The 23,007-nt window shown below is 70.3% G+C and carries 19 protein-coding genes and 2 pseudogenes; 10 read left to right on the top strand and 11 right to left on the bottom strand.

Features of this window, described 5'->3' with window-relative positions:
- Positions 1–10: 10 nt before the first annotated feature.
- Positions 11–907 (top strand): aminoglycoside phosphotransferase family protein, encoded by an 897-nt coding sequence (locus tag ACWCRD_RS33685; RefSeq protein WP_450969531.1) that lies wholly within the window; start codon positions 11–13, stop codon positions 905–907.
- Positions 908–958: 51 nt separating this feature from the next.
- Here the strand turns inward: ACWCRD_RS33685 and ACWCRD_RS33680 are convergent, their stop codons facing one another.
- Both ACWCRD_RS33680 and ACWCRD_RS33675 read right to left on the bottom strand, forming a co-directional pair.
- Positions 959–2,599 carry a thiamine pyrophosphate-binding protein gene (locus tag ACWCRD_RS33680; RefSeq protein WP_450969530.1) on the bottom strand — a complete coding sequence of 547 codons (1,641 nt, stop codon included), beginning with the start codon at positions 2,597–2,599 and terminating at the stop codon, positions 959–961.
- Positions 2,596–3,381: a cyclase family protein gene (locus tag ACWCRD_RS33675; protein WP_450969529.1), complete on the bottom strand. Its 786-nt coding sequence runs from the start codon at positions 3,379–3,381 to the stop codon at positions 2,596–2,598. The genes ACWCRD_RS33680 and ACWCRD_RS33675 overlap by 4 nt, the downstream gene beginning before the upstream one ends.
- Positions 3,382–3,525: 144 nt before the next feature.
- Here ACWCRD_RS33675 and ACWCRD_RS33670 point away from each other — a divergent pair, with 144 nt between their 5' ends.
- The gene (locus ACWCRD_RS33670; protein ID WP_450969528.1) at positions 3,526–4,335 is read left to right on the top strand and encodes a PhzF family phenazine biosynthesis protein; all 810 of its coding nucleotides are present in this window, start codon (positions 3,526–3,528) and stop codon (positions 4,333–4,335) included.
- Positions 4,336–4,354: 19 nt separating this feature from the next.
- On the opposite strand, the gene ACWCRD_RS33665 is transcribed toward ACWCRD_RS33670, so the two are convergent.
- Complete coding sequence (locus ACWCRD_RS33665) at positions 4,355–5,155, bottom strand: CPBP family intramembrane glutamic endopeptidase (RefSeq protein ID WP_450969527.1); 801 nt, start codon at positions 5,153–5,155, stop codon at positions 4,355–4,357.
- 103 nt (positions 5,156–5,258) lie between these two features.
- Between ACWCRD_RS33665 and ACWCRD_RS33660 the strand changes: the two genes are divergently transcribed.
- Positions 5,259–5,435 (top strand): hypothetical protein, encoded by a 177-nt coding sequence (locus tag ACWCRD_RS33660; RefSeq protein WP_450969526.1) that lies wholly within the window; start codon positions 5,259–5,261, stop codon positions 5,433–5,435.
- A 380-nt stretch (positions 5,436–5,815) separates the two neighbouring features.
- Here ACWCRD_RS33660 and ACWCRD_RS33655 read toward each other — a convergent pair whose 3' ends face one another.
- The gene (locus ACWCRD_RS33655; RefSeq protein WP_450969525.1) at positions 5,816–7,333 is read right to left on the bottom strand and encodes a glutamate-cysteine ligase family protein; all 1,518 of its coding nucleotides are present in this window, start codon (positions 7,331–7,333) and stop codon (positions 5,816–5,818) included.
- 553 nt (positions 7,334–7,886) lie between these two features.
- Between ACWCRD_RS33655 and ACWCRD_RS33650 the strand changes: the two genes are divergently transcribed.
- From ACWCRD_RS33650 to ACWCRD_RS33640, 3 genes are all read left to right on the top strand, one after another.
- A complete protein-coding gene (locus ACWCRD_RS33650) occupies positions 7,887–8,471 on the top strand; it encodes a hypothetical protein (RefSeq protein WP_344399170.1) in 585 nt (194 codons plus the stop codon).
- Positions 8,472–8,860: 389 nt separating this feature from the next.
- On the top strand, positions 8,861–9,067 hold the full coding sequence (locus tag ACWCRD_RS33645) for a DUF5999 family protein (RefSeq protein ID WP_115913979.1): 207 nt from the start codon (positions 8,861–8,863) through the stop codon (positions 9,065–9,067).
- Between the two features lie 141 nt (positions 9,068–9,208).
- Positions 9,209–10,255 carry a LacI family DNA-binding transcriptional regulator gene (locus ACWCRD_RS33640; RefSeq protein WP_450969524.1) on the top strand — a complete coding sequence of 349 codons (1,047 nt, stop codon included), beginning with the start codon at positions 9,209–9,211 and terminating at the stop codon, positions 10,253–10,255.
- A gap of 58 nt (positions 10,256–10,313) precedes the next feature.
- Here ACWCRD_RS33640 and ACWCRD_RS33635 read toward each other — a convergent pair whose 3' ends face one another.
- The 4 genes from ACWCRD_RS33635 to ACWCRD_RS33620 are packed head-to-tail and all read right to left on the bottom strand — an operon-like array spanning position 10,314 to position 14,555.
- Positions 10,314–11,366 (bottom strand): endo-1,4-beta-xylanase, encoded by a 1,053-nt coding sequence (locus ACWCRD_RS33635; RefSeq protein ID WP_450969523.1) that lies wholly within the window; start codon positions 11,364–11,366, stop codon positions 10,314–10,316.
- Between the two features lie 52 nt (positions 11,367–11,418).
- Entirely contained in the window at positions 11,419–12,183 is a 765-nt protein-coding gene (locus ACWCRD_RS33630; protein ID WP_450969665.1) for a carbohydrate ABC transporter permease, read from the bottom strand.
- A 53-nt stretch (positions 12,184–12,236) separates the two neighbouring features.
- The gene (locus ACWCRD_RS33625; protein ID WP_450969522.1) at positions 12,237–13,244 is read right to left on the bottom strand and encodes a carbohydrate ABC transporter permease; all 1,008 of its coding nucleotides are present in this window, start codon (positions 13,242–13,244) and stop codon (positions 12,237–12,239) included.
- Positions 13,245–13,259: 15 nt separating this feature from the next.
- The gene (locus ACWCRD_RS33620; protein ID WP_450969521.1) at positions 13,260–14,555 is read right to left on the bottom strand and encodes an extracellular solute-binding protein; all 1,296 of its coding nucleotides are present in this window, start codon (positions 14,553–14,555) and stop codon (positions 13,260–13,262) included.
- Between the two features lie 372 nt (positions 14,556–14,927).
- Between ACWCRD_RS33620 and ACWCRD_RS33615 the strand changes: the two genes are divergently transcribed.
- Together ACWCRD_RS33615 and acs are read left to right on the top strand one after the other, a co-directional pair.
- Positions 14,928–15,578: an acetate uptake transporter gene (locus ACWCRD_RS33615; RefSeq protein ID WP_450969520.1), complete on the top strand. Its 651-nt coding sequence runs from the start codon at positions 14,928–14,930 to the stop codon at positions 15,576–15,578.
- The gene (acs, locus tag ACWCRD_RS33610) at positions 15,575–17,566 is read left to right on the top strand and encodes an acetate--CoA ligase (protein ID WP_450969519.1); all 1,992 of its coding nucleotides are present in this window, start codon (positions 15,575–15,577) and stop codon (positions 17,564–17,566) included. The genes ACWCRD_RS33615 and acs overlap by 4 nt, the downstream gene beginning before the upstream one ends.
- A 17-nt stretch (positions 17,567–17,583) precedes the next feature.
- On the opposite strand, the pseudogene ACWCRD_RS33605 reads toward acs, so the two are convergent.
- Both ACWCRD_RS33605 and ACWCRD_RS33600 read right to left on the bottom strand, forming a co-directional pair.
- Positions 17,584–17,895: pseudogene (locus ACWCRD_RS33605) on the bottom strand (potassium-transporting ATPase subunit C); the annotation flags it as partial.
- 2 nt (positions 17,896–17,897) lie between these two features.
- Positions 17,898–18,428 (bottom strand): annotated as a pseudogene (locus tag ACWCRD_RS33600) (potassium-transporting ATPase subunit KdpA); the annotation flags it as partial.
- A gap of 56 nt (positions 18,429–18,484) precedes the next feature.
- Here ACWCRD_RS33600 and ACWCRD_RS33595 point away from each other — a divergent pair.
- Positions 18,485–18,838 carry a hypothetical protein gene (locus tag ACWCRD_RS33595; RefSeq protein ID WP_450969518.1) on the top strand — a complete coding sequence of 118 codons (354 nt, stop codon included), beginning with the start codon at positions 18,485–18,487 and terminating at the stop codon, positions 18,836–18,838.
- Here ACWCRD_RS33595 and ACWCRD_RS33590 read toward each other — a convergent pair.
- Positions 18,728–20,809, bottom strand: a complete 2,082-nt coding sequence (locus tag ACWCRD_RS33590; RefSeq protein WP_450969517.1) for an NAD-binding protein — start codon at positions 20,807–20,809, stop codon at positions 18,728–18,730. The two genes, ACWCRD_RS33595 and ACWCRD_RS33590, sit on opposite strands and share 111 nt — an antisense overlap.
- A gap of 303 nt (positions 20,810–21,112) precedes the next feature.
- Between ACWCRD_RS33590 and ACWCRD_RS33585 the strand changes: the two genes are divergently transcribed.
- On the top strand, positions 21,113–22,723 hold the full coding sequence (locus tag ACWCRD_RS33585; protein WP_450969516.1) for a Na+/H+ antiporter: 1,611 nt from the start codon (positions 21,113–21,115) through the stop codon (positions 22,721–22,723).
- Positions 22,724–23,007 lie beyond the last annotated feature (284 nt).

Raw genomic sequence — 23,007 nt, 5'->3', positions numbered from 1 at the left:
ACTGGCTGTCATGGCCATGCATGACGACCAAGTGGACGTGACCGCCGAGACCGTCGCGACCTTGATCCACGAACAGTTCCCTCAGTGGAGCGGCAAGGCGGTCCAGCCCCTGTCGTCGACCGGGACGGTCAACGCCGTCTTCCGTATCGGGAACGACCTCTCTGCGCGTTTCCCCCTGCGGGTGGCCGATGCCGCGGAGGCGCTGGCGGTTCTGGAACAGGAAACCCGGGCGAGCGCCGAGCTGGCTCGGGTGTCCCGGTTCCCCGCCCCGGAGCCCGTCGCCCTGGGAAAGCCCGGAGCGGGCTACCCCATGCCGTGGTCGGTCCAGACCTGGCTGCCGGGAACGGTCGCCTCCGATGCCGACCCGAGCGGGTCGGACGCTTTTGCCGAGGATCTCGCGGCCTTCATCGCAGCCCTGCGGGGGGTCGACACCCGGGGGCGGCTCTTCAACGGCGACCATCGCGGCGGCGTTCTCGCTCATCACGACGAGTGGATGGCGACCTGCTTCGAGGAGAGTGAGGGGCTGCTCGACGTGCCCCCGCTGCGCAAGGTGTGGAGCCGCTTTCGGGAGTTGCCACGCACGGGTGCGGACGTGATGAGCCATGGTGACCTGATCCCCGGCAACGTACTGGTCTCGGGAGGCCGGCTCAGCGGCGTACTCGACACCGGCGGCTTCGGCCCCGCCGACCCTGCACTGGACCTGATCAGTGCCTGGCATCTGCTGCAGCCGGGCCCGCGGGAAGTGCTGCGGCGGACACTGGGCTGTGACGACCTGGAGTGGGAGCGCGGCAAGGCATGGGCGTTCGAGCAGTCGATGGGTCTGGTCTGGTACTACGCCGAGAGCAATCCGGCGATGAGCGGACTGGGGCGCCGGACACTCGACCGCATTCTGGAGTCGATGGAGTGATGACTCCCAGTCGTAGGCCCGGCCCCGGGTAAGGGCCGGACCATCCGGCGCTCAGTGGCCGCGGAACGCCTCCTCCAGCCACCAGGAACCGTGCTCGCGGGTCACCTTGGCGTCGATCAGCAGGGGTGCCGAGCGCGGTCCGGCGACCCAGTCCTGTACAGCCTTGAGGTCGGCGGGCGTGCGCACGGTGACCGCCTCGAAGCCGTAGCCGCGGGCCACGGCGGCGATGTCCGTCTCCGGGAAGGTGACCGTGTCCAGCGGGAAGCCGTCGGGGCCGAAATGGTGCACCTCCGCTCCGTAGGCCTCGTCGTTGTAGACGACCACCACCATCGGCAGCCCCAGCCGGCGCACGGTGTCGAGTTCCACGGCGCTCATCAGCGCACCGCCGTCGCCGAGGGCGGCCACGGGGAGCCGGTCCGGCTGGGCGAGGGCCGCGCCGATGGTGGTCGCGAGGCCCAGGCCGATCGACTGGAAGGCCTGGGTGAAGCAGAACCCGTTGTGGTCCGGCACCGAGAGATACGCGCTCGGGTAGCCCATGAAGTTGCCGGAGTCGACGCCGACGACCCGCTCGGCGGGGAGGATGTCGTCGAGCGCGATGCTCAGCGTCCGCGGGTCGATCCGCTCCCGGGTGCCCTCGTCCTCGTACGGCACGTCCCGCCACCGGACCCGTGCGGCGAGGGCCTCGGTGACGTGGGGCGTGCGGTAGCCGGTGCGGCTCTCGCCGCCGGCCTCCAGTGCCCGCCGCGCCGTGCGTTCCACGTCGCCGGTGACGCCCAGCGTGACCCCTCGGTGCGCCCCGAGCGCCTCCGGGTCGTCGTCGACCTGGACGACGGTGGCGCCGGCACCGATCAGGCTGCCGTGCCGCATGGTCCACATGTTCAGCGCGCAGCCCCAGCCGACGATCAGGTCGGCGCCCCGGACCAGTTCGACCGCGAGGGGCGAGGCGAAGCCGCCGGACACGTCGAGCGAGTAGGGGCTCGCGTGGAACAGGCCGCGGGCCACGGCCGAGGTCGCCAGGAGCGCGCCGTACCGGCCGGCCAGGGCGAGGAGCGCGTCGCGGCTGCCGGTGGTGCGCGCGCCCCGGCCGGCGACGAAGACCGGACGCCGGGCTTCTTCGAGGGCCCGTACCAACTCCGCCACCCCGGTCCCGGACGGCTCGGCCGGTTCTCGTGCGGGCATGGGGTGGGCGTCCAGGAGGGCCGCGTCTGGCACGTCGAGGGCCTGCACCTCCAGCGGCAGGTTCAGCAGGACCGTGCGCCGCTCGTGCCGGGCCCGCTGGAGGGCCGCGCGGGCCTGTTCGACGGCGTCGTGCGCGGTCGTCACACGCGCGGTGACGGCACCGACGGAGTGCGCCAACACGGCTTGGTCGATACGGAAGTTGGAGCGCTGCGCGGTCGCCTCGGCGGCCAGCACCAGCAGCGGGGTACGGCTCTTGGCGGCCTCGGTGATGCCGGTCAGGGCGTTTGTCAGGCCGGGGCCCTGGTGGACACTGAGCGCGGCGACCGTCCCGCTCGTGCGGGCGTACGCGTCGGCCATGGTCGCCGCGCCGCCTTCGTGCCGTGCGGCGACGAACCGCGCGCCGGCCGCCACCATGGCGTTGGTCAGATGGAAGTTTCCGGAGCCGACCACCCCGAAGACATGGTCGATCCCCGACGCGACCAGGGCCCGCCCGACGGCTTCGGCGACCTTCACGACCGCTCCACCAGGGCGAGTACGCGTGCGGGGGATCCGGAGCCCGAGACGATGGGCAGCGGTCCCGCGATGACGACGGCACCGGTCGGGGGCAGGGAGCCGAGGTTCTGCAGTTGGGTCAGCCCGTACTTGTCGGCGCCCAGGAAGTAGGAGTGGCAGGGGAAGGCCGGGTCGAAGGAGTGCGCCCGTCCCGCGTCCGTGCCGACCGTCTCCGTGCCGAGGCCGAGCACCGGGGACTCCTCGGCGACCCAGCGGGCGCACTCCGGTGACAGGCCGGGGGTGTGCGGGCCGTTCTCGTCGGCGTTGAGGAAGGCCTCCTGCGACTGCGAGCGGGCGTCCCAGCCGGTGCGCAGCAGCAGCCAACCCCCTTCGGGCAAGGGCCCGTTGTCGGCCTCCCAGGCCTTGATGTGGTCCACCTCGACCAGGAAGTCGGGATCCTTGGCGGCGTGCTCGGAGAAGTCGAGTACGACAGCGGGGGCGATCAGCCGGCCCGCCGGTACCGAGGCGACATCGGCGAGGTCCTTCCCGGTGACCCAGTGGACGGGTGCGTCGAAGTGGGTGCCGGTGTGCTCACCGCTGCGGAAGTTGTTCCAGTACCAGGCCGGCCCCCGGTCGTCGTACCGGCTGATCTCCTCCAGCTCGAAGACCTGGGTCTGGCCGAACTGGGGCGGCAGCTGGATCACCGGTGTGGTCGACGACAGCGGCGAGGTGAGGTCGACGACTTCGATCGATCCCCCCCGCAGCCCGGCGAGCAGGGCGGAGAGCACGGACGGCTGTGACATGACGGCCTCCTGGGCAAAGGCTGAACGGTCGACAACAGGGTGTCAGCCGAGGGCCGCTTCGCTAAGGCACTCGGCCCCGAAATCGGTCCACCCGCCCCGGATTGGCCTTGGTGGAAGACTCCACTCCGCCCTAGCGTCGAAGCCATGCGAATCCGAATCGTCGACGCCTTCACCGACCGCCCCTTCGCCGGCAACCCCGCCGGCGTCCTGCTTCTCGACGACTTCCCCGACGACGACCGGCTCCAGAAGATCGCCCTGGAGGTCAACCACGCCGAGACCGCGTTCGCACACCGGCTGCCCGCGGGCGGGGACGCCGACTGGGCGCTGCGCTGGTTCACGCCCGCGACCGAGGTCAACATGTGCGGTCACGCGACGCTGGCCACCGCCCATGTGCTGCACACGACCGGCGCCCACGAGGGCGCGGTGCGGTTCGCCACCCGCAGCGGCGTCCTCATCGCCACACCCCAGGAGGACGGCTCGATCACCCTGGACTTCCCGACGGCGCCGCTCACACCGGTCGAGGTCCCGGACGGTGTCGCCCAAGCGCTGAGCGCGGAGCCGCGCGCCGCCTTCGACACCGGCCCGAACGTCGGTGACCTGCTGCTCGAACTCGCCGACGAGAAGACGGTTCACGCCCTCACCCCCGACCACAAGGCGCTCGGCGCCTACTCGGAGCGCGGCATCATCGCCACCGCCCGCGCCGAGGACCCCACCCGGGGCTACGACTTCGTCTCCCGCTGCTTCTTCCCGAACGCCGGCATCGACGAGGACCCGGTCACCGGCAGCGCCCACACCGCTCTCGCGCCGTTCTGGTCCGACCGGCTCGGCCGCACCGATCTCACCGGCCTGCAGGCCTCGCCCCGCTCCGGCCGTGTCCGCACGCAGCTGCGCGGCGACCGCACGCTGCTGAGCGGACGCGCGGTCACGGTGATCGAGGGCGCGCTGCTCGCCTAGCAGGCCGGGCTGCCGGCGCTCACGCCGTCGGCAGCCAGCCCACTTTCCCGGCCAGCAGCGCGTACCCCACGAACGCCCCGATGTCGAGCAGGGAATGCGCCACCACCAGGGGGCCCACCCGGCCCCAGCGCCGGTACAGGTACACGAACACCACACCCATCACCATGTTGCCGACGAAGCCGCCGATGCCCTGGTAGAGGTGGTACGAGCCGCGCAGTACGGAGCTGGCCACCAGTGCGGTCCCCGGTGTCCAGCCCAACTGCCCGAGCCGGCGCAGCAGATAGCCGACGACGATGACCTCTTCGAGGATCGCGTTCTGCATCGCCGACAGGACCAGCACGGGGTACTTCCACCACACGTCGGGCAGCGCCTCCGGCACCACCGTGAGGTTGAAGCCGAGCCCGCGTGCGGCCAGGTAGAAGGCGATTCCGGTGCTGCCGATCACCGCCGCGATCCCGGCGCCCCGCCCGAGGTCGGGCCATGGCCGGGTGCGGTCGAAGCCGAGGGTGCGCAGGCCCTTGCCCTCGCGCAGCAGGAGGTGCGCGACCAGTGCGACGGGCACCAGGGCCGTGGTGATCCCGAACAGCTGCCAGGCCAGATCCAGCCAGGGGCGGCCCGGCGCGGCCGAGGCGTTGAGGGTGGCCGCCTGCTCCTTGAGCCCCCCTGGTTTCGTGACCGATCCGACAAAGCTGATCAGGGCGGACACACCACTCGCACCGAGCGAAAGCCCCAGAACGAGCAGTGTCTCGTCACGGAGAATCCGTCGCGAGGGCCGTTCCGGCGGAAAAGAATCGGCCACCGGGCCCGCCTCTGCCTGCACACCTGCCTCCAGTTGAGTAATCCATCCCCCTTGCATGCCATACGGCCGCGGTCCGGCACGAGGTTCAACAGGGAGGGGCACCACCGTCATGGGACGTCACAGCTTGCCCGATCAGTATGAGGCGGGCGGCAGCGACCCCCGCTCACGGGCGCGGCTCCGCACGGTGGCCGCGGCGAAGCAGGCTCGGCGCAGCAACATCACCTCCGACGGGCGCTGTGTCGTGGTCACGGTGACCGCGGGCAAGAAGCCGGACGCGCAGCTGTGGGTGCGGGACTCGTAGCTTCGGATCGATCAGATCACGGCGGACAACGGCCCGATCGATGTGACTCCGGTGGGCGCGGTCGCCTCCACGCCGATCGGCATGGCCATGGCGCCCGCGACCGCCGAGTCGCTGGGGTGGCCGAAGCATCATGATCGCGGTGGGCTCCGGCGCCGACCGCCAGGAGGCCGAGCAGACAGCCGAGGCGACGTGCGGCCCGGGCCAGTCGGTCAGCGACCCGTCACAGATCCAGTCGGTGACCGTCGAAATCCCGCTATGGTCCGGCAGCGCCCCTTCAGGGGCGCGGGGCTGTATCGATTTGCGGCTCCGTCGCGGGGCGCGACCGGCCACGACGGCGCCGCAGACTAAAGACGACCCATTGCTCACCCAGCAGAGCGCGGCTAGCGTACGGGCACAGGCTCCGGCAGCCCCACGGGCCAGGTGTGCACCGGCTCCCCCACCCGCATCAGCTCGCTGTACCTGCGAGTCGTCGCCGCCAGCGCGGCATCCCGCGACAGCCCGGTCTCCAGGGCCCGATGGAACGTCGCCGCCTGCCACGTCGCGCCGTTCACCCGGCGCCGGCAGCGCTCGTCGATGACGCCCAGGTAGAGGTCCCGGTCGGCGCGTTCGACTCCCCAGGCGTCCAGCCCCGCCTCGGCGAGCGGCAGCAGTTCGTCGCGTACGAGGCTCACCGCGTCGACCTGCGCGGTGCCGCCGTACCGGCCCCGCCGCGGCCACTCCAGGCGGGCGTCGATGCCGTGCTTGCAGGCGGCGTCGAAGTTCGCGGCGGCCGCCTCGAAGGGCAGCCGGGTCCACACGGGCCGCGACTCCTCGGCGAGGGCGCGGACGAGTCCGTAGTAGAAGGCCGCGTTGGCGATGACGTCGGTGACGGTGGGCCCGGCAGGCAGGACGCGGTTCTCGACGCGCAGATGCGGGACGCCGTCGGCGATGCCGTAGACCGGGCGGTTCCAGCGGTACACCGTGCCGTTGTGCAGGACGAGTTCGGCGAGCTTGGGGACGCCGCCCTCGTCGAGGACCCGCAGCGGGTCCTCCTCGTCCGAGATCGGCAGCAGGGCAGGGAAGAACCGCACGTTCTCCTCGAACAGGTCGTACGCCGAGGAGATCCAGCGCTCCCCGAACCAGGTGCGCGGGCGAACGCCCTGGGCCTGCAGCTCCGGCGGACGGGTGTCGGTGGACTGCTGGAAGAGCGGGGGCCTGGACTCGCGCCACAGTTCACGGCCGAACAGGAAAGGCGAGTTGGCGCCGACGGCGATCTGGGCGGCGGCGACGGCCTGCGCGGCGTTCCAGACGTCTGCGAAGCGGCCCGGGGTCACCTGGAGGTGCAGCTGTACGGAGGTGCAGGCGGCCTCCGGTGCTATCGACTTCGAGGTACAGGTGAGGCGCTCCACGCCGTCGATGTCGAGGACGAAGTCCTCGCCGCGGGCGGCCACGATCTGCTCGTTGAGCAGGGCGTAGCGGTCGACGTCGGAGAGGTTGGAGGAGACCAGGTCGTCCCGGTCGAGGGTCGGCAGAATGCCGATCATCACGATTCCCGCGTCGAGCTCCTGCGCTTTTCGATGGGCATATGCCAGCGAGGTCGTGAGTTCCTCGGCGAGCCGGTCGAATACCCGGCCACCCAATCGATGTGGGGCAATGTTGACTTCCAGATTGAACATGGCGAGTTCTGTTTGGAAATCACGGCTTGCGATCCGCTCGAGAACCTGTGCATTGAGCATTTTCGGCATGCCGTCGCCACCGGCCAGATTCAGCTCGATCTCCAGCCCCATGAGGTTCTTCGGGCGATCGAACCGCTTCTCGTCCAGGAGCCGCTCCAGTCCCGTCAGGCACTTGCGGAGCTTGTCGCGGTAGTGCTGCCGATCGGACAGGTCGAACCGGCCTGCCACGACCTTCTCCCCCATCGAAGCGTCCCTCCTCGCGTGGGCGGCCCGAAGATCCGGCCGCCCGGTGTCGGGGTCACGTGGGATGATGCCCAGCCGCGGCGATCGATAACGTCCCCGCGCACCCACGGCGCCCGCTACTCTGATGCGCGTGACCGTTGGCACATTCACCGGGCATGGAGCACGGTGCAGTTTCGGGCCGGCGACGAACTCGTGAAAAACGCCGACGAGAATTAGCCGACCGCTCCCTGACTATTCCCCGAGGTCACCGGCGTAAGGCGGGAGCGGAATCGGGATGATTCCTGCGTATCGCCGACCGGATACGCCCTTGCCGAGTGCACCGGAAACGGCTAGACGAAACACGGTCTGAACACATGTCGTATAAACTCCGCGAACAAGACAGAGGGTCGGCGCCCGCGGTCATGGAACCTGCCGTCGAGGTGACGTGCGGCAGGCCTCAGCCACACTCCTCGTTCCCAGGCCCCGGCCCCCGCCCCTCTGGCCCCGTGAGCAGACAGCGCCGTCCGCCCCCGCCCTCGCGCCACTGTGCCTGTCGAATGAGAGGCGACCCACCATGCCGCTGCATGTCCCCCCGGCTCCCGCGCCCGCCCTTCGTACCGTCCTGACCGCGCTCGGTTCCCCCACCGCGGTCCGCGAGGCCCGAACTCCCTCGCTGCTGCGCTCCCAGGGCCCCGCAACCCCCGAACTCCCGCTGCCCGTACACGTACTGGACGAACTCAGCCCCGCGGGCGTGTCCGCCACCAGGCTGGCCGGGTGGCGCTTCCTGATCCGCTGCGGCGAGCGCTCGGTGGCCGCCGCCGACACCATGTTGACCCCCGACGGCTGGGCCTTCTCGCACTTCTTCGAGGGCCCCTACATCGCCTCCACCGAGCGCGCCCTGCGCCAGGCCGAGACGATGAGCCAGCCCTACCAGCCACGCCTCCTCTCGGTACCCAGCCTGTACATGCTCACACTGTGGCTGCACGGCGACTGCACCGCGGACGGCGCCACCGGCCACCCCGCCGCCACGGACCTGCTGGTGCCGCTGGCGCCGGCGCCGCCCGGCATCGCCGCCCACCGCCCGCACCGCGTCGCCGAACTGCTCCCGGTGCTGACCCATCGGGTGACTCCCGTCCCGCTCTTGGGCTCGCCCGCCTGACCGCCTCCCGTCGCCACACCTTTCGTACCCCGCTTCCCGGAATTCCCCGAAGCGGGGTACGACGCTTTTCCGCCCGGCAATTCGCTCGTACGAGCAGCCAATTGCTCGTACGAGCCTCAAAAGGTCCTTGACCTGGAAGGACTAGCCCCATCCGGCCACGGAGAACCACCCGAAGTGACAGTGCAGTTGGACTGAACCGTCCGTGCGGGGGATGCGTCCTCAACCTGTGAGAAGCGGTGCTGCGAAATCCCTGCGGATTGACGTCCGTGGGGCAACACTGGGACTGGACCGACTTATCACTACGGGGGGCGGCCATGAACGGAGCTTCAAGCCGCGGGACAGACAAGACAGCCATCTCACCCATCACGACAGAGCGAAAGATCCCATCAATGTGCCAGCACCAGCCACCGTGTCCGACAGCCCACTCCGCCGACCGGGAATCCGCCCGACTCGTGGCGCACCACCCGGAGCAGGGGTGGAGCCTGCTGTGCAACGGCGTTCTGCTCTTCGAGGACACCGGTGAGCTCCTGCCGGACGGCCAGATCATCGCGCCGCACCGCCCGCTGGGCGCCGGCCAGGTGATGACGGCCGCCTGAGCGGCACCGGGCGGTGCGCCACACCGCCCGGAGACTTGAGGGGCCGGTCGCAAGGACACCTGCGAACCGGCCCCGACGCATGTGCGGGGGCGATCACTGCGCGTAGTGACGTGTGTCGGTCACGTCGACGGAGGTGGGGAATTGACGACAGACGAAGCCGCCGCAGAGGCGCCGTCCGAGGTCCGCGGCAAGGTCACGATCACGGAGATCGCCCGGCAGGCGGGAGTCTCGGTGCCGACCGTGTCCCGGGTCGTCAACGGTCGCTCCGACGTCTCACCGCAGACCCGTGCCCGAATCGAGGACCTGCTGCTGCGGCACGGCCACCGCAGACGCGCCGCCGCCCCCGCGACCGGTGCCGCCCTGCTCGACCTGGTCTTCAACGACCTCGACAGCCCATGGGCGGTGGAGATCATCCGCGGCGTCGAGGAGGCTGCGCACGCGGCCGGGGTCGGCACCGTGGTGTCGGCGATCCACGGCCGCTCCGGTGACGCCCGCGAGTGGATGCGCAATCTGCGGGCCCGCGCCTGTGACGGCGTCATCCTGGTCACCTCGGCGCTGGAACCGGTGCTGCACGAGGAGTTGCGCGCCCTCGGCGTCCCGCTGGTGGTCGTCGACCCGGCGGGCTCCCCCGTCCTGGACGTCCCCACCATCGGCGCCGCCAACTGGTCGGGCGGCATGGCGGCCACCCAGCATCTGCTGTCCCTGGGCCACCGCAGGATCGGCCTCATCGCGGGCCCGCCCAGGCTGCTGTGCTCAAGGGCCCGCTTCGACGGCCACCGCGCAGCGCTGGAGGGCGCGGGGCTCCCGGTCGACGAAAACCTGGTCGTCCCCGGCGACTTCCGCCCCGAGTCCGGCTTCAAGGGCTGCAACACCCTCCTCGACCTGCCCGAACCGCCGACGGCGGTGTTCGCGGCCAGCGACCAGATGGCACTCGGCGCGATCGAGGCACTGCGCCGACGGGGCCTCAGGGTGCCACAGGACATGAGCGTGGTCGGATTCGACGACCTTCCGGAGGTGCGCTGGTCGGCCCCGCCGCTGACGACGGTGCGCCAGCCGCTGGCCGCCATGGGCAAGCTGGCCGTCGGCACGGTGCTGCGCCTGGCCCGCGGTGAACAACCCGACTCCCCCCGGGTGGAGCTGGGCACGGAGCTGGTGGTGCGGTCGAGCACGGCACCCCCGGCGCCCTGAGCCGGGGGTGCCGGACCGGACCCCGGCGGTGCTCCCCACTGCACCGCCGGGGCGTTCTCTACTTGCCGCCCAGCGCCGCCCTGATCGCGAAGTAGGCGGGCTTGGGCTGCAGTTGCTCGTCCCACGGCAGCGCGGCGCCCTCGCCGGGGAAGACCGCCGGGATCCACGAGTACTTGTCGGTGTAGTCCCACACGGTGATGCCCACACACCGCCGCACCGCGAGACATGCCCCGGTCAGGTCCCGGTACCACTGGGCCTGCTGCGCCAGCTTCTCGTCGGTCGCGGGCAGGATCATCCGTACGTCGACCTCGGTGAGCGCGGTGTCGAGGCCGAGCCGGGTGAAGCGGCGCAGGTTGTCCTCCAGGGTCGTCGGATAGCCGTACTGGAGGGCCAGATGGGCCTGGAGTCCGATGCCGTCGAGCGGGACCTTGCGGGCCTTGAGGTCCTTCGCCAGCCGGTAGTAGGCGTCGCTCTTCGGGCCGACCGCCTCGATGTTGTAGTCGTTGAGGTAGAGCTTGGCGTGCGGGTCGGCCTGGTGGGCCCAGCGCAGCGCGTCGGCGATGTAGCCGGGGCCGAGCGTCTTGTACCAGATGGTCTCGCGGTAAGTGCCGTCCTCGTTGAACGCCTCGTTGACGACGTCCCAGGAGTAGACCTTGCCGCGGTAGTGCCGTACTTCGGTCTGGATGTGCTTCCTCAGTACGGCCCTGAGCTCGTCCGCGGTCCATGCGCGGCCGGTGAGCCAGTCGGGCAGCTGGCTGTGCCAGACCAGGGTGTGGGCGCGGACCCGCTGGTGGTTCTTGCGGGCCAGGTCGACGATCTGGTCGCCGTTCGTCCAGTCGAAGACGCCCTGTTGAGGCTCGGTGGCGTACCACTTCATGCCGTTGCCGGGCGTGATCATGTCGAACTCGCTGCCGAGCAGGGCCGTGTAGGCGGTGTCGGTGAGTTCGGGGTTGTCGGTGGCGCTGCCGAAGTAGCGGCCGTGGCGCTGGGCCAGTTCCGCTAGCGTCGGCTGCTTCGGGCTCGCCTGGGCCGCGGGGCCGGAGGCGATCCCGGCGGCGACCAGGACGGCGGCGAGGCCTCCGGCGAGTCTGAGACGGGTGGTCTTGCGCATGGTGCGACTCCTCACGGTGTGGGGTGCGGGGCCGTACGGACGCCGGTGCGCCTCATCCCTTGGTGGCACCGGCGGTGAGGCCGCCGACGAGCTGCCGCTCGGCGACCGAGTAGAAGGCGAGGGCGGGAACCATCGCGAGGACGAGGTAGGCGAAGACGCGCGCGTACTCCGACGAGTACTGGCCCTGGAACTGCGCGACGCCGAGGGGCAGCGTCCACCACTTGGAGTCGGTGAACACCAGCAGCGGCAGCATGAAGTTGTTCCAGCTGGCGACCACGGCGAGGATCGAGACGGTGCCGAGCGCCGGCCGTGCCATCGGCAGCAGCACCCGCCAGAAGAACCCGAAGGCGCTGCACCCGTCGAGGGTCGCCGCCTCCTCCAGCTCGCCCGGGATCTGCCGGAAGAAGCCGCGCAGGATGATGATCGTCATCGGCAGCGCGAAGGCGGCCTGCGGAAGGATCACGCCGAGCGGGTTGTCCAGCAGGCCGAGATAGCGCAGGAGGAGAAACAGCGGCAGGGCGGCCACCGCGAAGGGGAACATCAGCCCCATCGTGAAGAAGGTGAACAGCACCTCACGCCCACGGAAGGCGAACCGCGCGAAGGAGAAGGCCGCGAGCGCGGACACCGCGACCACCAGCACCGTCGTCGCCACCGCGACCAGGGTGCTGTTGCCCAGCAGCCGCCAGAAGTCGCCGCCACCGAGGATGTCGGTGTAGTTGCCGGTCAGCCAGTGCTCGGGCAGCCCGAACGGGTTGCGGGACAGCTCGGCGGTCGATTTGAAGCCGGACAGCACGGCGTACAGCAGAGGTACGACCATCACCGCGCCGACGGCGACCAGGACGACGTGCAGCGGCAGTTTGCGCAGGGTCTTCACGCGCCGTCTCCCCTCATGTTCGTGGTGGCCCCTTCGAGGTCGCGGCGGAGCACGAACCGCTGGTAGGCGAGGGCGAAGACGAGGCAGATGCCGAACATGACCACGCTGATCGCGCTGGCGTAGCCGACCTGATAGCGCTTGAAGCCGTACTGGAACATGGTCACGGCCATCGTCTCGGAGTGGTGGTCGGGGCCGCCCTGGGTGATCACCCACACCAGGTCGAAGAGCTGGATGGCCCCGATGACGGAGAGGAAGACGCTGATGCGCAGGGTGGGCGCGAGCAGCGGCAGGGTGACGTTGCGGAACCGCTGCCAGGGCCCGGCTCCGTCGATCAGCGCCGCCTCCGTCAACTCCGCCGGGATGGACTGGAGTCCGGCCAGGTAGAGCATCATGTGGAAGCCGAAGTACTTCCAGGTCATGACCAGGAACAGGGTCGCCATGACGTAGGAGGGATCGGCGAACCACTCCCCGCCCAGTCCGTCGAGGCCGACGGCGCCCAGGACGTGGTCGGCGAGCCCGTCGCCCGGCGCGAAGACCATGCTGAACAGCACGCCGGTGATGGCCTCGGACAGGACGTAGGGCGCGAAGAACAGCATCCGGTACACGGCCCGGCCGCGCAGCCGCTGGTTGAGCGCCACGGCCATGGCGAGCGCGAACGGCAGCTGCAGCGCGAGCGACAGCGCGACCAGGACCAGGCAGCGCCACAGGTCGCCCAGGAAGACGTCGTCCTGGAAGAGCCGGGTGAAGTTGTCCGTGCCCGCGTAGTCGGAGGGCATTCCGAAGCCGCCCCACCGGAAGAACGCCGTGTACAGGGCGAACAGCATGGGCAGCAGGACAAGACCGATGAACAGCACCAGGGCGGGCACCTGGAAGCCGACCGCGGTGAGCCAGTTGAGCAGGCGCCGCCGGGCCCGCCCCCGCGCGAAGTCCGCGGCGGGAGGCGGGAGTTCGACGCTCGGTCCGCTCCGCTTGTCCGGAAGGACCTTGGAGGACGCAGAGGACATGGAGGTCATCGCCGGCTACTGCTCTTCCTTCGCGGTCTTCGTGATCGACTGCGTGACCTGCTCGGGGGACTTGGAGCCGGCGATGAGCGCGGCGACGCTGTCGTTGACCTCCTGTCCGACGGCGGGGGCGTACGCCTGGTCGAGGAAGAGCTGGAAGCCGGTGGCGGCCTTCAACTGTGCCTCCACGGCCTTGATGTTGGGGTCGGACAGGGCGCTCTCCGCGGCCGGGACGACCGGGATGGTGTTGGTCTTCTTGACCAGTTCGATGTCGGTGGCGTTGGAGGCGAAGAACTTCAGGAAGTCGACGGCCGCCTGCGGTGCGCCCTTGCGCAGGGCGTGTCCGCCGCCGCCGCCGAACACCTCGGTGATGGTGCCCTTTCCGCCCTCGACCGCGGGGAACGGGAAGAAGCCGAGGTCCTTGCCGAGTCCCTTGCCCTGGTCCGCCTGCACGCTCGGCGCCCACTGGCCCATCAGCTCCATGGCCGCCTTGCCGTTGCCGACGGTCGCGGCCTCTCCGGTGGGCGTGGAGTAGGCCGCGCCGAGGAACCCCCTCTGGAACGGCTGGAGTTGGACCAGATCCTTGAGGTGCTGACCCGCCTGGACGAACCCCGGGCCGGTGAAGTCCTTGGTGTCGCTGGCCTTCTGCAGCGCGTCGATGCCGGCGGTGCGCATCGAGAGATAGGCCCAGTAGTACATGCCGGGCCACTTCTCCTTGCCCGCGAGGGCGAGCGGCGTGATGCCCTTGGCCTTCAGCTTGCGCACGGCGTCGAGGAAGCCGCTCCAGGTGGTCGGGGGCGTGCTGACGCCGGCCTGCTGGAAGAGCGCCTTGTTGTACCAGAAGCCGACCATGCCGATGTCGAACGGGATCGCGTACGTCTTGTCGTCGAGGATGTACGGCTTCTTGGCGACCGGCAGCATGCCGTCGGCCCAGGGCTTGGTCTTGTCGGTGAGATCCTCGACGAGCCCGGCGTCGACCTGCTGCTTGAGGACGCCGCCGCCCCAGGTGTGGAAGATGTCGGGGAGCTTCCCGGAGGCGGTCAGCGCCGTCATCTTCGACTTGTAGGCGTCGTTCTCCAGCTGGACGATCTTTACCTTGACCTTGGGGTTCTGGGCCTCGAACTTCTTGGCCAGAGCGGCCCACACGGTCTTCGCCGGCTCAGTGGTGGAGATGTTCCACCACTCGATGGTGGTCGTCCCGTCCGACGACCCTCCGTCCGAGTCTCCGCCGCATCCGCTCAGTGCCGTCATGCCCAGACCGGCCGCGGCGGAGGCCGCCAGGAAGCCGCGGCGGGACAGTGCCCGGTCGCCCATCATGCGCTCCTTGGGTAGGGACGGCGCGTCCACGACCGTCCGCTGGGACCGAAAGTTTCGGAGATGATCCAGAAAGCTGCGTTGTTGCCGCACCCTAGAGACAGCTCCTAAACGGTGGCAACCCCTTGTACGCGGTGAATCTGCGGGCAACGCCGCTGGCATCGCGGTGCATTGATCTCCGCCGTATACGCTTCGCACCCAGGAGGAACGAAACATTCGGCGCCCGTGGCGAACCTTACGAAGCAACCGGGAGCGTTCAGTGCACGGTGCACCCCGTTCGTAGATACATGCGTCCACCGGCCAGGAAAGGGGCACTCGTGGTTCATCACTGATCACGCATCCATGTGATCCATATCACAGAGGGAAGCGGAGATGAGCACACCAACCTCGAACCCAGAACCCATCGCCGACGCCGGCCCGCTCGGTCTCGGCGCCTTCGCACTGACGACGTTCGTCCTCAGTGTCTTCAACGCGGACCTGATCACAGACAAGAAACTGGCCGCCGTGGTCCTCCCCCTCGCCCTCTTCTACGGCGGGCTCGCCCAGCTGCTGGCCGGCATGTGGGAGTTCCGCAAGGGCAACACCTTCGCCGCCACCGCATTCGCCTCCTTCGGCTCCTTCTGGCTGGCATACGCGGCCTACGCGAAGTTCGTCGCGGGCACCCTGCCGGTCTCCACCGCGCATCAGGCGACCGGCCTGTTCCTGCTGGCCTGGGCCGTCTTCACGGTGTACATGACCATCGCCGCCACCCGCACCACGGGCGCGGTGCTGGCCGTGTTCGTGACCCTGTCGGCGACGTTCATCGTCCTGTGCATCGGCGAATTCGCCCAGTCCCCGAACACCACCAAGGCCGGCGGCTGGCTCGGCCTGGTCACCGCCGCGTGCGCCTGGTACGCGTCGTTCGCGGGCGTCACCAACTCCACGTATCAGCGCCCCGTGGTGCCGGTCTTCCCGAACATCGGCCAGCACCTGATGCCGCACCGGACCCACCGCGGCGGCCCGTTCGCCGGAGCCCACACATGACTGAGCCGGCCGGCGAGACACTCTCCAACCTGCTGCGGGAGGAGCGGCGGTTCCCGCCGCCTCCCGAGCTGGCCGCCGCGGCCAACGCCACCGCGGCGGACTACGAGCGGGCCGACGCCGACAGCCAGACCTTCTGGGCCACGGCGGCGGCGCGGCTGGACTGGGCCCAGCCCTGGGAACAGGTGCTCGACTGGAGCGGCGCACCCTTCGCCCGTTGGTTCACCGGCGGGCGGCTCAACGCGGCGTACAACTGCCTGGACCGGCACGTTGCGGCCGGTCACGGCGACCGGGTCGCCTTCCACTGGGAGGGTGAGCCGGGCGACACCCGCACCATCACCTACGCCGAGCTGACCGAGGAGGTCTGCCGGGCGGCCAACGCCCTGCAGGCCCTCGGCGTGCACACCGGCGACCGGGTGGCCATCTACATGCCGATGATCCCGGAGACGGTGGTGGCGATGCTGGCCTGCGCCCGCATCGGTGCCCCGCACACCGTGGTCTTCGGCGGCTTCTCCGCGGAGGCGCTGCGCGGCCGGATCCTGGACTGCGACGCGCGTGTGGTGATCACCTCGGACGGCGGCTACCGCCGGGGCCAACCCTCCGCGCTCAAGCCCGCCGTCGACGAGGCGGTCCGCGAGTGTCCCGATGTGCGCAGCGTGCTGGTGGTGCGGCGCACCGGGCAGGAGGTCGACTGGACCGACGGCCGGGACGTGTGGTGGCACGATCTGGTCGCCGGGCAGCCGGCCGAGCACGAGGCGGAGGCGTTCGACAGCGAGCACCCGCTGTACATCATGTACACCTCCGGTACGACGGCCCGTCCGAAGGGCATCCTGCACACCACCGGCGGCTATCTCACCCAGGTGGCGTGGACGCACTGGGCGGTGTTCGACGTCAAGCCGGAGCGGGACGTGTTCTGGACGGCGGCGGACATCGGCTGGGTGACCGGCCACTCGTACATCGTCTACGGGCCACTCGCCAACGGCGTGACCTCGGTGATGTACGAGGGCACACCGGACACCCCGCACAAGGGCCGCTGGTGGGAGATCGTCGAGAAGTACCGGGTGACGATCCTGTACTGCGCCCCGACCGCGATCCGCACCTTCATGAAGTGGGGTGACGAGTTCCCGGCACGCTTCGGTCTGTCCTCGCTGCGGCTGCTGGGCTCCGTCGGCGAACCCATCAACCCCGAGGCATGGATCTGGTACCGCCGCAACATCGGCGGGGACCGGTGCCCCGTGGTCGACACCTGGTGGCAGACGGAGACCGGCGCCCAGCTGATCAGCCCGTTGCCCGGCGTGAGCATCTGCAAGCCCGGTTCGGCCCTGCGGCCGCTGCCGGGGGTGCGGGCGGAGGTCGTCGACGACACGGGCAAGCCGGTGCCGAACGGCTCGGGCGGCTATCTGGTCCTCACGGATCCATGGCCGGCGATGCTGCGCACCATCTGGGGCGACGAGAAACGGTATGTCGACACCTACTGGTCCCGCTTCCCCGGAATGTACTTCGCGGGGGACGGGGCGAAGAAGGACGAGGACGGCGACATCTGGCTGCTGGGCAGGGTCGACGACGTCATGAACGTCTCCGGCCACCGCATCTCGACCACGGAGGTCGAGTCCGCCCTGGTCTCGCATCCGCTGGTCGCCGAGGCCGCCGTGGTCGGCGCGACCGACCCGACCACCGGGCAGGGCGTCGTGGCCTTCGTCATCCTGCGCGGCGACGCCGAGCAGGAGGGTGCGGCCGGCGGCGCGGACGAGGTGGCCGCCGAGCTGCGCGCCCATGTCGCCAAGGAGATCGGCCCGATCGCCCGGCCGCGGCAGATCCTGGTCGTCGCCGAACTCCCCAAGACCCGCTCGGGAAAGATCATGCGACGCCTGCTGCGGGACGTCGCGGAGAACCGTCGGCTCGGCGACGTCACCACCCTCACCGACTCCTCGGTGATGGACGACATCCGCGATCGGCTGCCGTCGGCGGGGTCTTCGGGGGAGGAGGTGTAGTTCAGGGAACTTGGGTTTCACCCTTCAAGGGACTTGAGGGCGAGGTTGAGCTCCAGGACGTTCACGCGGGGCTCGCCCATGAAGCCGAGCGTACGGCCCTCGGCGTGGTCCCTGACCAGCTTCTCGACCTGGGCGACGGACAGGCCGTTGCGCTCGGCGACCCGGTGCACCTGGAGCTCGGCGTACTGGGGAGAGATGTCCGGGTCCAGGCCGGAACCGGAGGACGTCACCGCGTCCGCGGGGACCTGGGAGGGCCTGACGGTGTAACCGGGGACGGAGTTGTCCTTGACGACCTTCGCCTTCGCCTCCTTGACCCACTTGACGAGCTCGGGGCGATGAACACCGCGATGACCGCCATGATCAGCATGCCGTAGAGGCCGGAGCCGGTACCGCCGGGCGCGATCTCGCCCAGCATCATGCCGAGCAGGGTGATGCCGCCGCCGAGGCCGGTGAAGGAGGAGTGGAAGGAGTCCACCGCGCCGGTCGAGGTGAGCGTGGTCGACACCGCGAAGATCGACGAGGAGCCGACGCCGAAACGGACCTCCTTGCCCTCCATCGCACCGTGCGCGAGCTGGAACGCAGGGCCGTGGTGGGCGAACTCGGCCCACATCATCAGGGCGACGAAGCCGACCCAGACGGTGGCCATGGTGGCCAGGATCGCGTAACCCTGCCTCACGCTCCCGACCATCACGCCGAACGTCCGGGTGAGCGAGAACGGGATGACGAGCAGCAGGAAGATCTCGAAGAGGTTGGTGAAGGGCGTCGGATTCTCGAACGGGTGGGCCGAGTTGGCGTTGAAGTAGCCGCCGCCGTTGGTGCCGAGTTCCTTGATGGCCTCCTGAGAGGCGACCGCGCCGCCGTTCCTGGAGTGCGGACACGCTGTCCCCGGGGCGCGCAGCGCTGTGGTCCGCGCTCGCGGTGCTGGTCTTCCTCCTGCTCTGCCCCGACCGCATCCGCGCCGGCGAGGGCTGGCTGACCTCACGCCGGCTGCTGCGCACCCGAAGGATCCGCACCGACCTGCTGGTCTCGGTGCGCTCCCCCGACGGGATCACCCCTCGGCTCGTGCTCCGGGACGCCCTCGGTGAGCACGTCGAACTCGACCTCCAGGTCCTGGTGGACAATCCCGACCTCTGGTACCGGCTCCACGAGGACGCCCGCACGTCACTGGCCCTCGGCACCCTGCTGTGCGGGCCCGCCGCACTGGAGCGGATCTCGGAGCGGGTAGAGCGCGAGACGGCGGAGACGGTGTTCAGGGTCTCCGACCTGAGGTGACGGTTCCCTGAGCGGGTCGGGTCGAAGTGCGGCTTCGCCGCGGGCGCTACCAGCCACGACGATGCCGCCGACGAGCGACGGCGCATCGCCGTACAGCGTTGGCCGGACTACTGCCGCCGGTCCGCGGAATGCGGCTGCACCCCCCGTCATCAGGATGTCCAGGCCGCGCCGCGTCGTCGCCAGGACGACACGGTCACCCGCCCGCAGGATCCGTCCCTGCGCGGGACGCCAGTCGAATCCCGTCCGGCCGTGATGGAGTCCGGTGAGGCCGTCCGCGGCCTCCGCCGCGGGGAGCGGCCCGGCGGCGGTCCCGACGGCCAGCACCCGCCATGCGTTCTCCCGGAACGCCTCGTGCACGGAGCGTCCTTCCAGCTCCGGGTGCCCGGCCACATCAACGCAGGTGAACAGCAGCGAGCCCCGCTCCACCGGCATCACGCCCAGCACATGGCGCCCCATCATCGCTGCGGCGAACGAGGGCGCAGCCAGCGCGGAAACGCTTCTGCTCCGGGTGAGGGCGTCCGGGTAGGAGGCGCGCAGGGTGCGCTGGACGGTCGCCGCGAAGGCGTCGTCGTACAGGCGCGTCACGACCCGCACGGCGGGGTTGGTCTCTCGTACGGCCATGACGATGTCGAGGTTCTGGCCGTCGTCACGGGTGAGGACGAGCAGCGAGCCGCTGTGCCGGACGCGGGCCAGTTCGAGCACACCCGGGGCCGTGGCGTCGTCCAGGATCAGCGGTGTGCCGAGTTGGCGGGCGAGGGCGACGCCACGGGCGCGCGGGTCGCGTTCGATGGCCACCACCTGGTGGTCGGTGGCGCGCAGCCGGTCCAGCACCCGGGTGCCGACCATTCCCAGACCGACCAGCACGATATGGCCGTTCACGCCGTCGTCGGGCGGATGGCTCGCCGAGGCGGTGCGAAAGGCCTCGGTGGCGTTCATGGTCGCTGCGACCACGAGCGGGAGCACGGCCAACCCCACGAAACCGGCCAGGAGTTGGAGCACCCGCCGGGCCACCGACTCCTCGGTGGCCGGGTCTCCCATGGTGAAGATGTCCAGCAGCGGCAGATAGAAGTTCTTCCACCACGGATGCTCGTCGGCGAAGAGCGCGGTGGCGGTGGCCAGCGCGAGGACGACCGTCGTCAACGCCCCGTAGACTGCCGCTAATTGGTGGGAGACGAAGACCTTCCACGGCAGATGCGCGAGCCGTGCCCGAAGCCACCGTCGGGGGTGCACGCGCCGGGTCCGGGCGGTCGCCTCGGAGGCGTGGTGGGTGACCTCCTCCAGCATCAGCCGGCCGTGCGTGGACTGCCGCTGGTGGGCGGTCCGGCTGTCGGGCAGCAGTTGGGTGCCCTCCTCGCCGGGCGTCTCGGCGCTGTCCTGGCTGGCCGGGTCGTCCTGGTGGGCGCCGGACAGGACGGCCAGAGTGGCCAGGTCAGTGGCGTTGGACGGTGACCCCGCGGGCCGTACGACACCGCGGAACACCTTGCCCTCGACCTGAAGGGTGTGCCCGTGGCCCACGGCGGCGGCCGCCACCAGTTCCGGTACGGCGGTGTCGGCGTCGGAGAGCACCGTGGTGGAGGTGTCCTGGGCGGCGTCCTCGCACAACCCCGCGGCCCGGTCCAGCAGCCGCTCCAGATGGCGGCCACGCTCACGGTCGAACATGCGGACGACCAGCCGCACCGAGGGGTTGATGGTCCGGGCGAGCAGCGCCGCGGTCATGTTGACCTGGTCGTCCCGGTAGGTCAGGGCGAGTGCGGCGGCCCGCTCGACACCCGCCGCCCGCAGGGCCCGTTCGTCGGGGCGGACGGAGAGGTGCAGCTCGACCGGCGAGTGCGGGTCGTCGTGCAGCGCGGCGATCTCCGCGCCGCGCTCGTCACTCGCGGACGGCAGCACGACGGTGACGACCTCGCCGCACACGGCGTCCAGTTCGAAGGCGAGCCGGTGCGCGAGAGCGTCGTCGCCGCAGATCACCATGTGCTGCGATCTCTGGCCGGGCGGTATGCGGAAAGGGAGAGTCGACGTCACACCAGGCAGAACGCCGCAGCTCGCGAGGGCAGTTCCGGCAGGGTCGCGCCCGGGATCCAAGATTTCGCCAAGAACATGCCAACACCATCCGCCTCCTCCCCACCGCACCGGCCCGGTCAGCAGCCACGGAACACGTCAAGAGCGTCGGCACTGTCTTGACATGCGGGGGACGGATAGGGTGAAAGCGGTGTGCCGGGAAGTCTGGTCGGCCGGGAGCCACGGTGGCTCCCGTGAAGGCCCCAGGGGGCAGGCATGCGCAGCGTAGGGACGGTACTCGCACTGGTCGTACTGGCCACCGTCGTGGCCACGTTCGCCCACCACCGGCGCATCCCCGCACCGTCCCTCCTGGTCGTCGCCGGCCTCGCCGTGGCCCTGCTGCCGGGCACCCCCGAGATCCGGACCAGCCCCCAGATCATCGGCCTGGTCGTGCTGCCGCCGCTGCTGTACGCGAGCGCGGAGGAGCTGTCCTGGCGCGAGCTGCGCGCGGTGTGGAAGCCGGTCGGGATCCTCGCGATCGGGCTGGTCCTGGCGTCGGCGGCGGCGGTCGGCGCGGTGGCCTCGCTGGTGACGCCGCTGTCGTGGCGGATGGCGTTCGTGCTGGGCGCGGTCCTGGCCAGCACCGACCCGGTGGCGGTCACGGCACTCGGCAGACGCCTCGCGCTGCCGCCCAGGGTCCAGGTCCTGGTGCAGGCGGAGAGCCTGTTCAACGACGCCACCTCGCTGGTCCTGTTCCGCGTGGCGGTGAGCGTGGCCGTGGCGTCCGCGGCGGCGAACTGGGGCGCGGCGGGCGGCGAGTTCGCCGTACTGGCGGGCGGCGGAACCCTGATCGGGGCGGCCGTGGCCCATGTCGTCACACTCATCCGGCGGCGCACCGAGGACCCCGTCCTGGAAACGGTGATCGCCCTGGTCACGCCGTACGCCGCCTATGTCCTGGCCGAAGCGGCCCACACCTCCGGCGTCACCTCGGTGGTGGTCGCCGGAGTCGTCCTGGGAGGACGGGGCGAGAAGCTCACCAACGCGCACATCCGGCTCCAGTTGCACGCGGTGTACGGCACCGTGGTGTTCCTCCTGGAGAGCGTGGTGTTCTCGCTCATCGGCCTGGCCCTGCCCGCCCAGGTGCAGGCGCTGTCCCCCAACGACCGGGCGTGGCCGCTGTACACGCTCGCGGTCGCCGGCACCCTGATCGCCGTACGCCTGCTGTGGCTGGCCCCGCTGTCGGCGGTGGTACAGCGCAAGGGCGGCATCCGCCCCATGAACTGGCGGGTCCCGATGGTGCTGACCTGGGCGGGCACCCGCGGCGTCGTCCCCCTGGCCGCGGCGCTCTCCATCCCGGAGACCACCAAAGGCGGCGCGGCGCTTGCGGACCGCCCCCTGGTGCTGGTCCTGACCACCTCGGTCGTGGTCGTCACCCTCGTCGTGCAGGGCTTCAGTCTGGCCCCGGTGGTCCGCCGCTCCGGCATCGCCCTCGAACCGGACCACACGGAGCGCGAGGAGGCCACGGCCCGCTGCCGCCTCGCCGACGCGGGCATCCGCCGCCTGGAGGAACTCTCCGAGCTGCAGGCCGTCCCCGAGGTCGTTCTCGACCGCCTCCGCCGCGGCCTCACCGCCCGCCTCGACGACGCCCGCGACCGCCTCACCGATCTCCCCCACTCTCGGCTTCGCTCGAGCGGGGGGACCCGCATCGGCCAAAGCGCCCCCGTCGAATCCGCCGACCTGGTCTACCGCCAGCTGCGCCGCGACGTCATCGCCTTCGAGGCACTGGAACTGCAGCGCCTGTACGACGAGCACGCCATCAGCGACACGACGCGCAGGAGGCTGCAGCGGTCGTTGGACCTGGAGGAAGCCCGTCTGACGGACATCTGAGCCACGGCAGCCCCGCGATCGACCGGCGCACCGGCGTCGTCAACCCACGCGCCATGACGCTGGGTATCCGGTCCCGATCACCGAACCCCATCCCCCCGGACGGCCCAAACACCCGCGAACCACTACAAAGACTCCCTTCCTGGGCGCCGCTTCAGCCGACTAGCGAGTCTTAACGGAAGCTTGACGCCGTCGCCCCCCTCATCCGTGGGCCCATGCGTCACTCTCCGCTTACGCTGGTGCCGCCGTCCGCGTGATGGCCGGAATCCACACGCTGAGCCGCACCT

It is taken from the genome of Streptomyces sp. NPDC002092, assembly GCF_053593775.1.
The sequence above is the reverse complement of the archived record's forward strand: the minus strand, read 5'-3'. Positions and strand labels throughout refer to the sequence as shown.

Excerpts from the sequence above, each read along its gene's own strand:
- ACWCRD_RS33685 (WP_450969531.1), top strand. The coding sequence starts at position 11 with ATGGCCATGCATGACGACCAAGTGGACGTGACCGCCGAGACCGTCGCG.
- ACWCRD_RS33650 (WP_344399170.1), top strand. The coding sequence starts at position 7,887 with ATGCCGCTGCATGTCCCCCCGGCTCCCGCGCCCGCCCTTCGTACCGTC.
- ACWCRD_RS33615 (WP_450969520.1), top strand. The coding sequence starts at position 14,928 with ATGAGCACACCAACCTCGAACCCAGAACCCATCGCCGACGCCGGCCCG.
- ACWCRD_RS33630 (WP_450969665.1), bottom strand. The coding sequence starts at position 12,183 with ATGGTCGTACCTCTGCTGTACGCCGTGCTGTCCGGCTTCAAATCGACC.
- ACWCRD_RS33675 (WP_450969529.1), bottom strand. The coding sequence starts at position 3,381 with ATGTCACAGCCGTCCGTGCTCTCCGCCCTGCTCGCCGGGCTGCGGGGG.
- ACWCRD_RS33655 (WP_450969525.1), bottom strand. The coding sequence starts at position 7,333 with ATGGGGGAGAAGGTCGTGGCAGGCCGGTTCGACCTGTCCGATCGGCAG.
- ACWCRD_RS33625 (WP_450969522.1), bottom strand. The coding sequence starts at position 13,244 with ATGTCCTCTGCGTCCTCCAAGGTCCTTCCGGACAAGCGGAGCGGACCG.
- ACWCRD_RS33620 (WP_450969521.1), bottom strand. The coding sequence starts at position 14,555 with ATGGGCGACCGGGCACTGTCCCGCCGCGGCTTCCTGGCGGCCTCCGCC.
- ACWCRD_RS33635 (WP_450969523.1), bottom strand. The coding sequence starts at position 11,366 with ATGCGCAAGACCACCCGTCTCAGACTCGCCGGAGGCCTCGCCGCCGTC.
- ACWCRD_RS33670 (WP_450969528.1), top strand. The coding sequence starts at position 3,526 with ATGCGAATCCGAATCGTCGACGCCTTCACCGACCGCCCCTTCGCCGGC.
- ACWCRD_RS33645 (WP_115913979.1), top strand. The coding sequence starts at position 8,861 with ATGTGCCAGCACCAGCCACCGTGTCCGACAGCCCACTCCGCCGACCGG.
- ACWCRD_RS33585 (WP_450969516.1), top strand. The coding sequence starts at position 21,113 with ATGCGCAGCGTAGGGACGGTACTCGCACTGGTCGTACTGGCCACCGTC.
- acs (WP_450969519.1), top strand. The coding sequence starts at position 15,575 with ATGACTGAGCCGGCCGGCGAGACACTCTCCAACCTGCTGCGGGAGGAG.
- ACWCRD_RS33590 (WP_450969517.1), bottom strand. The coding sequence starts at position 20,809 with ATGGTGATCTGCGGCGACGACGCTCTCGCGCACCGGCTCGCCTTCGAA.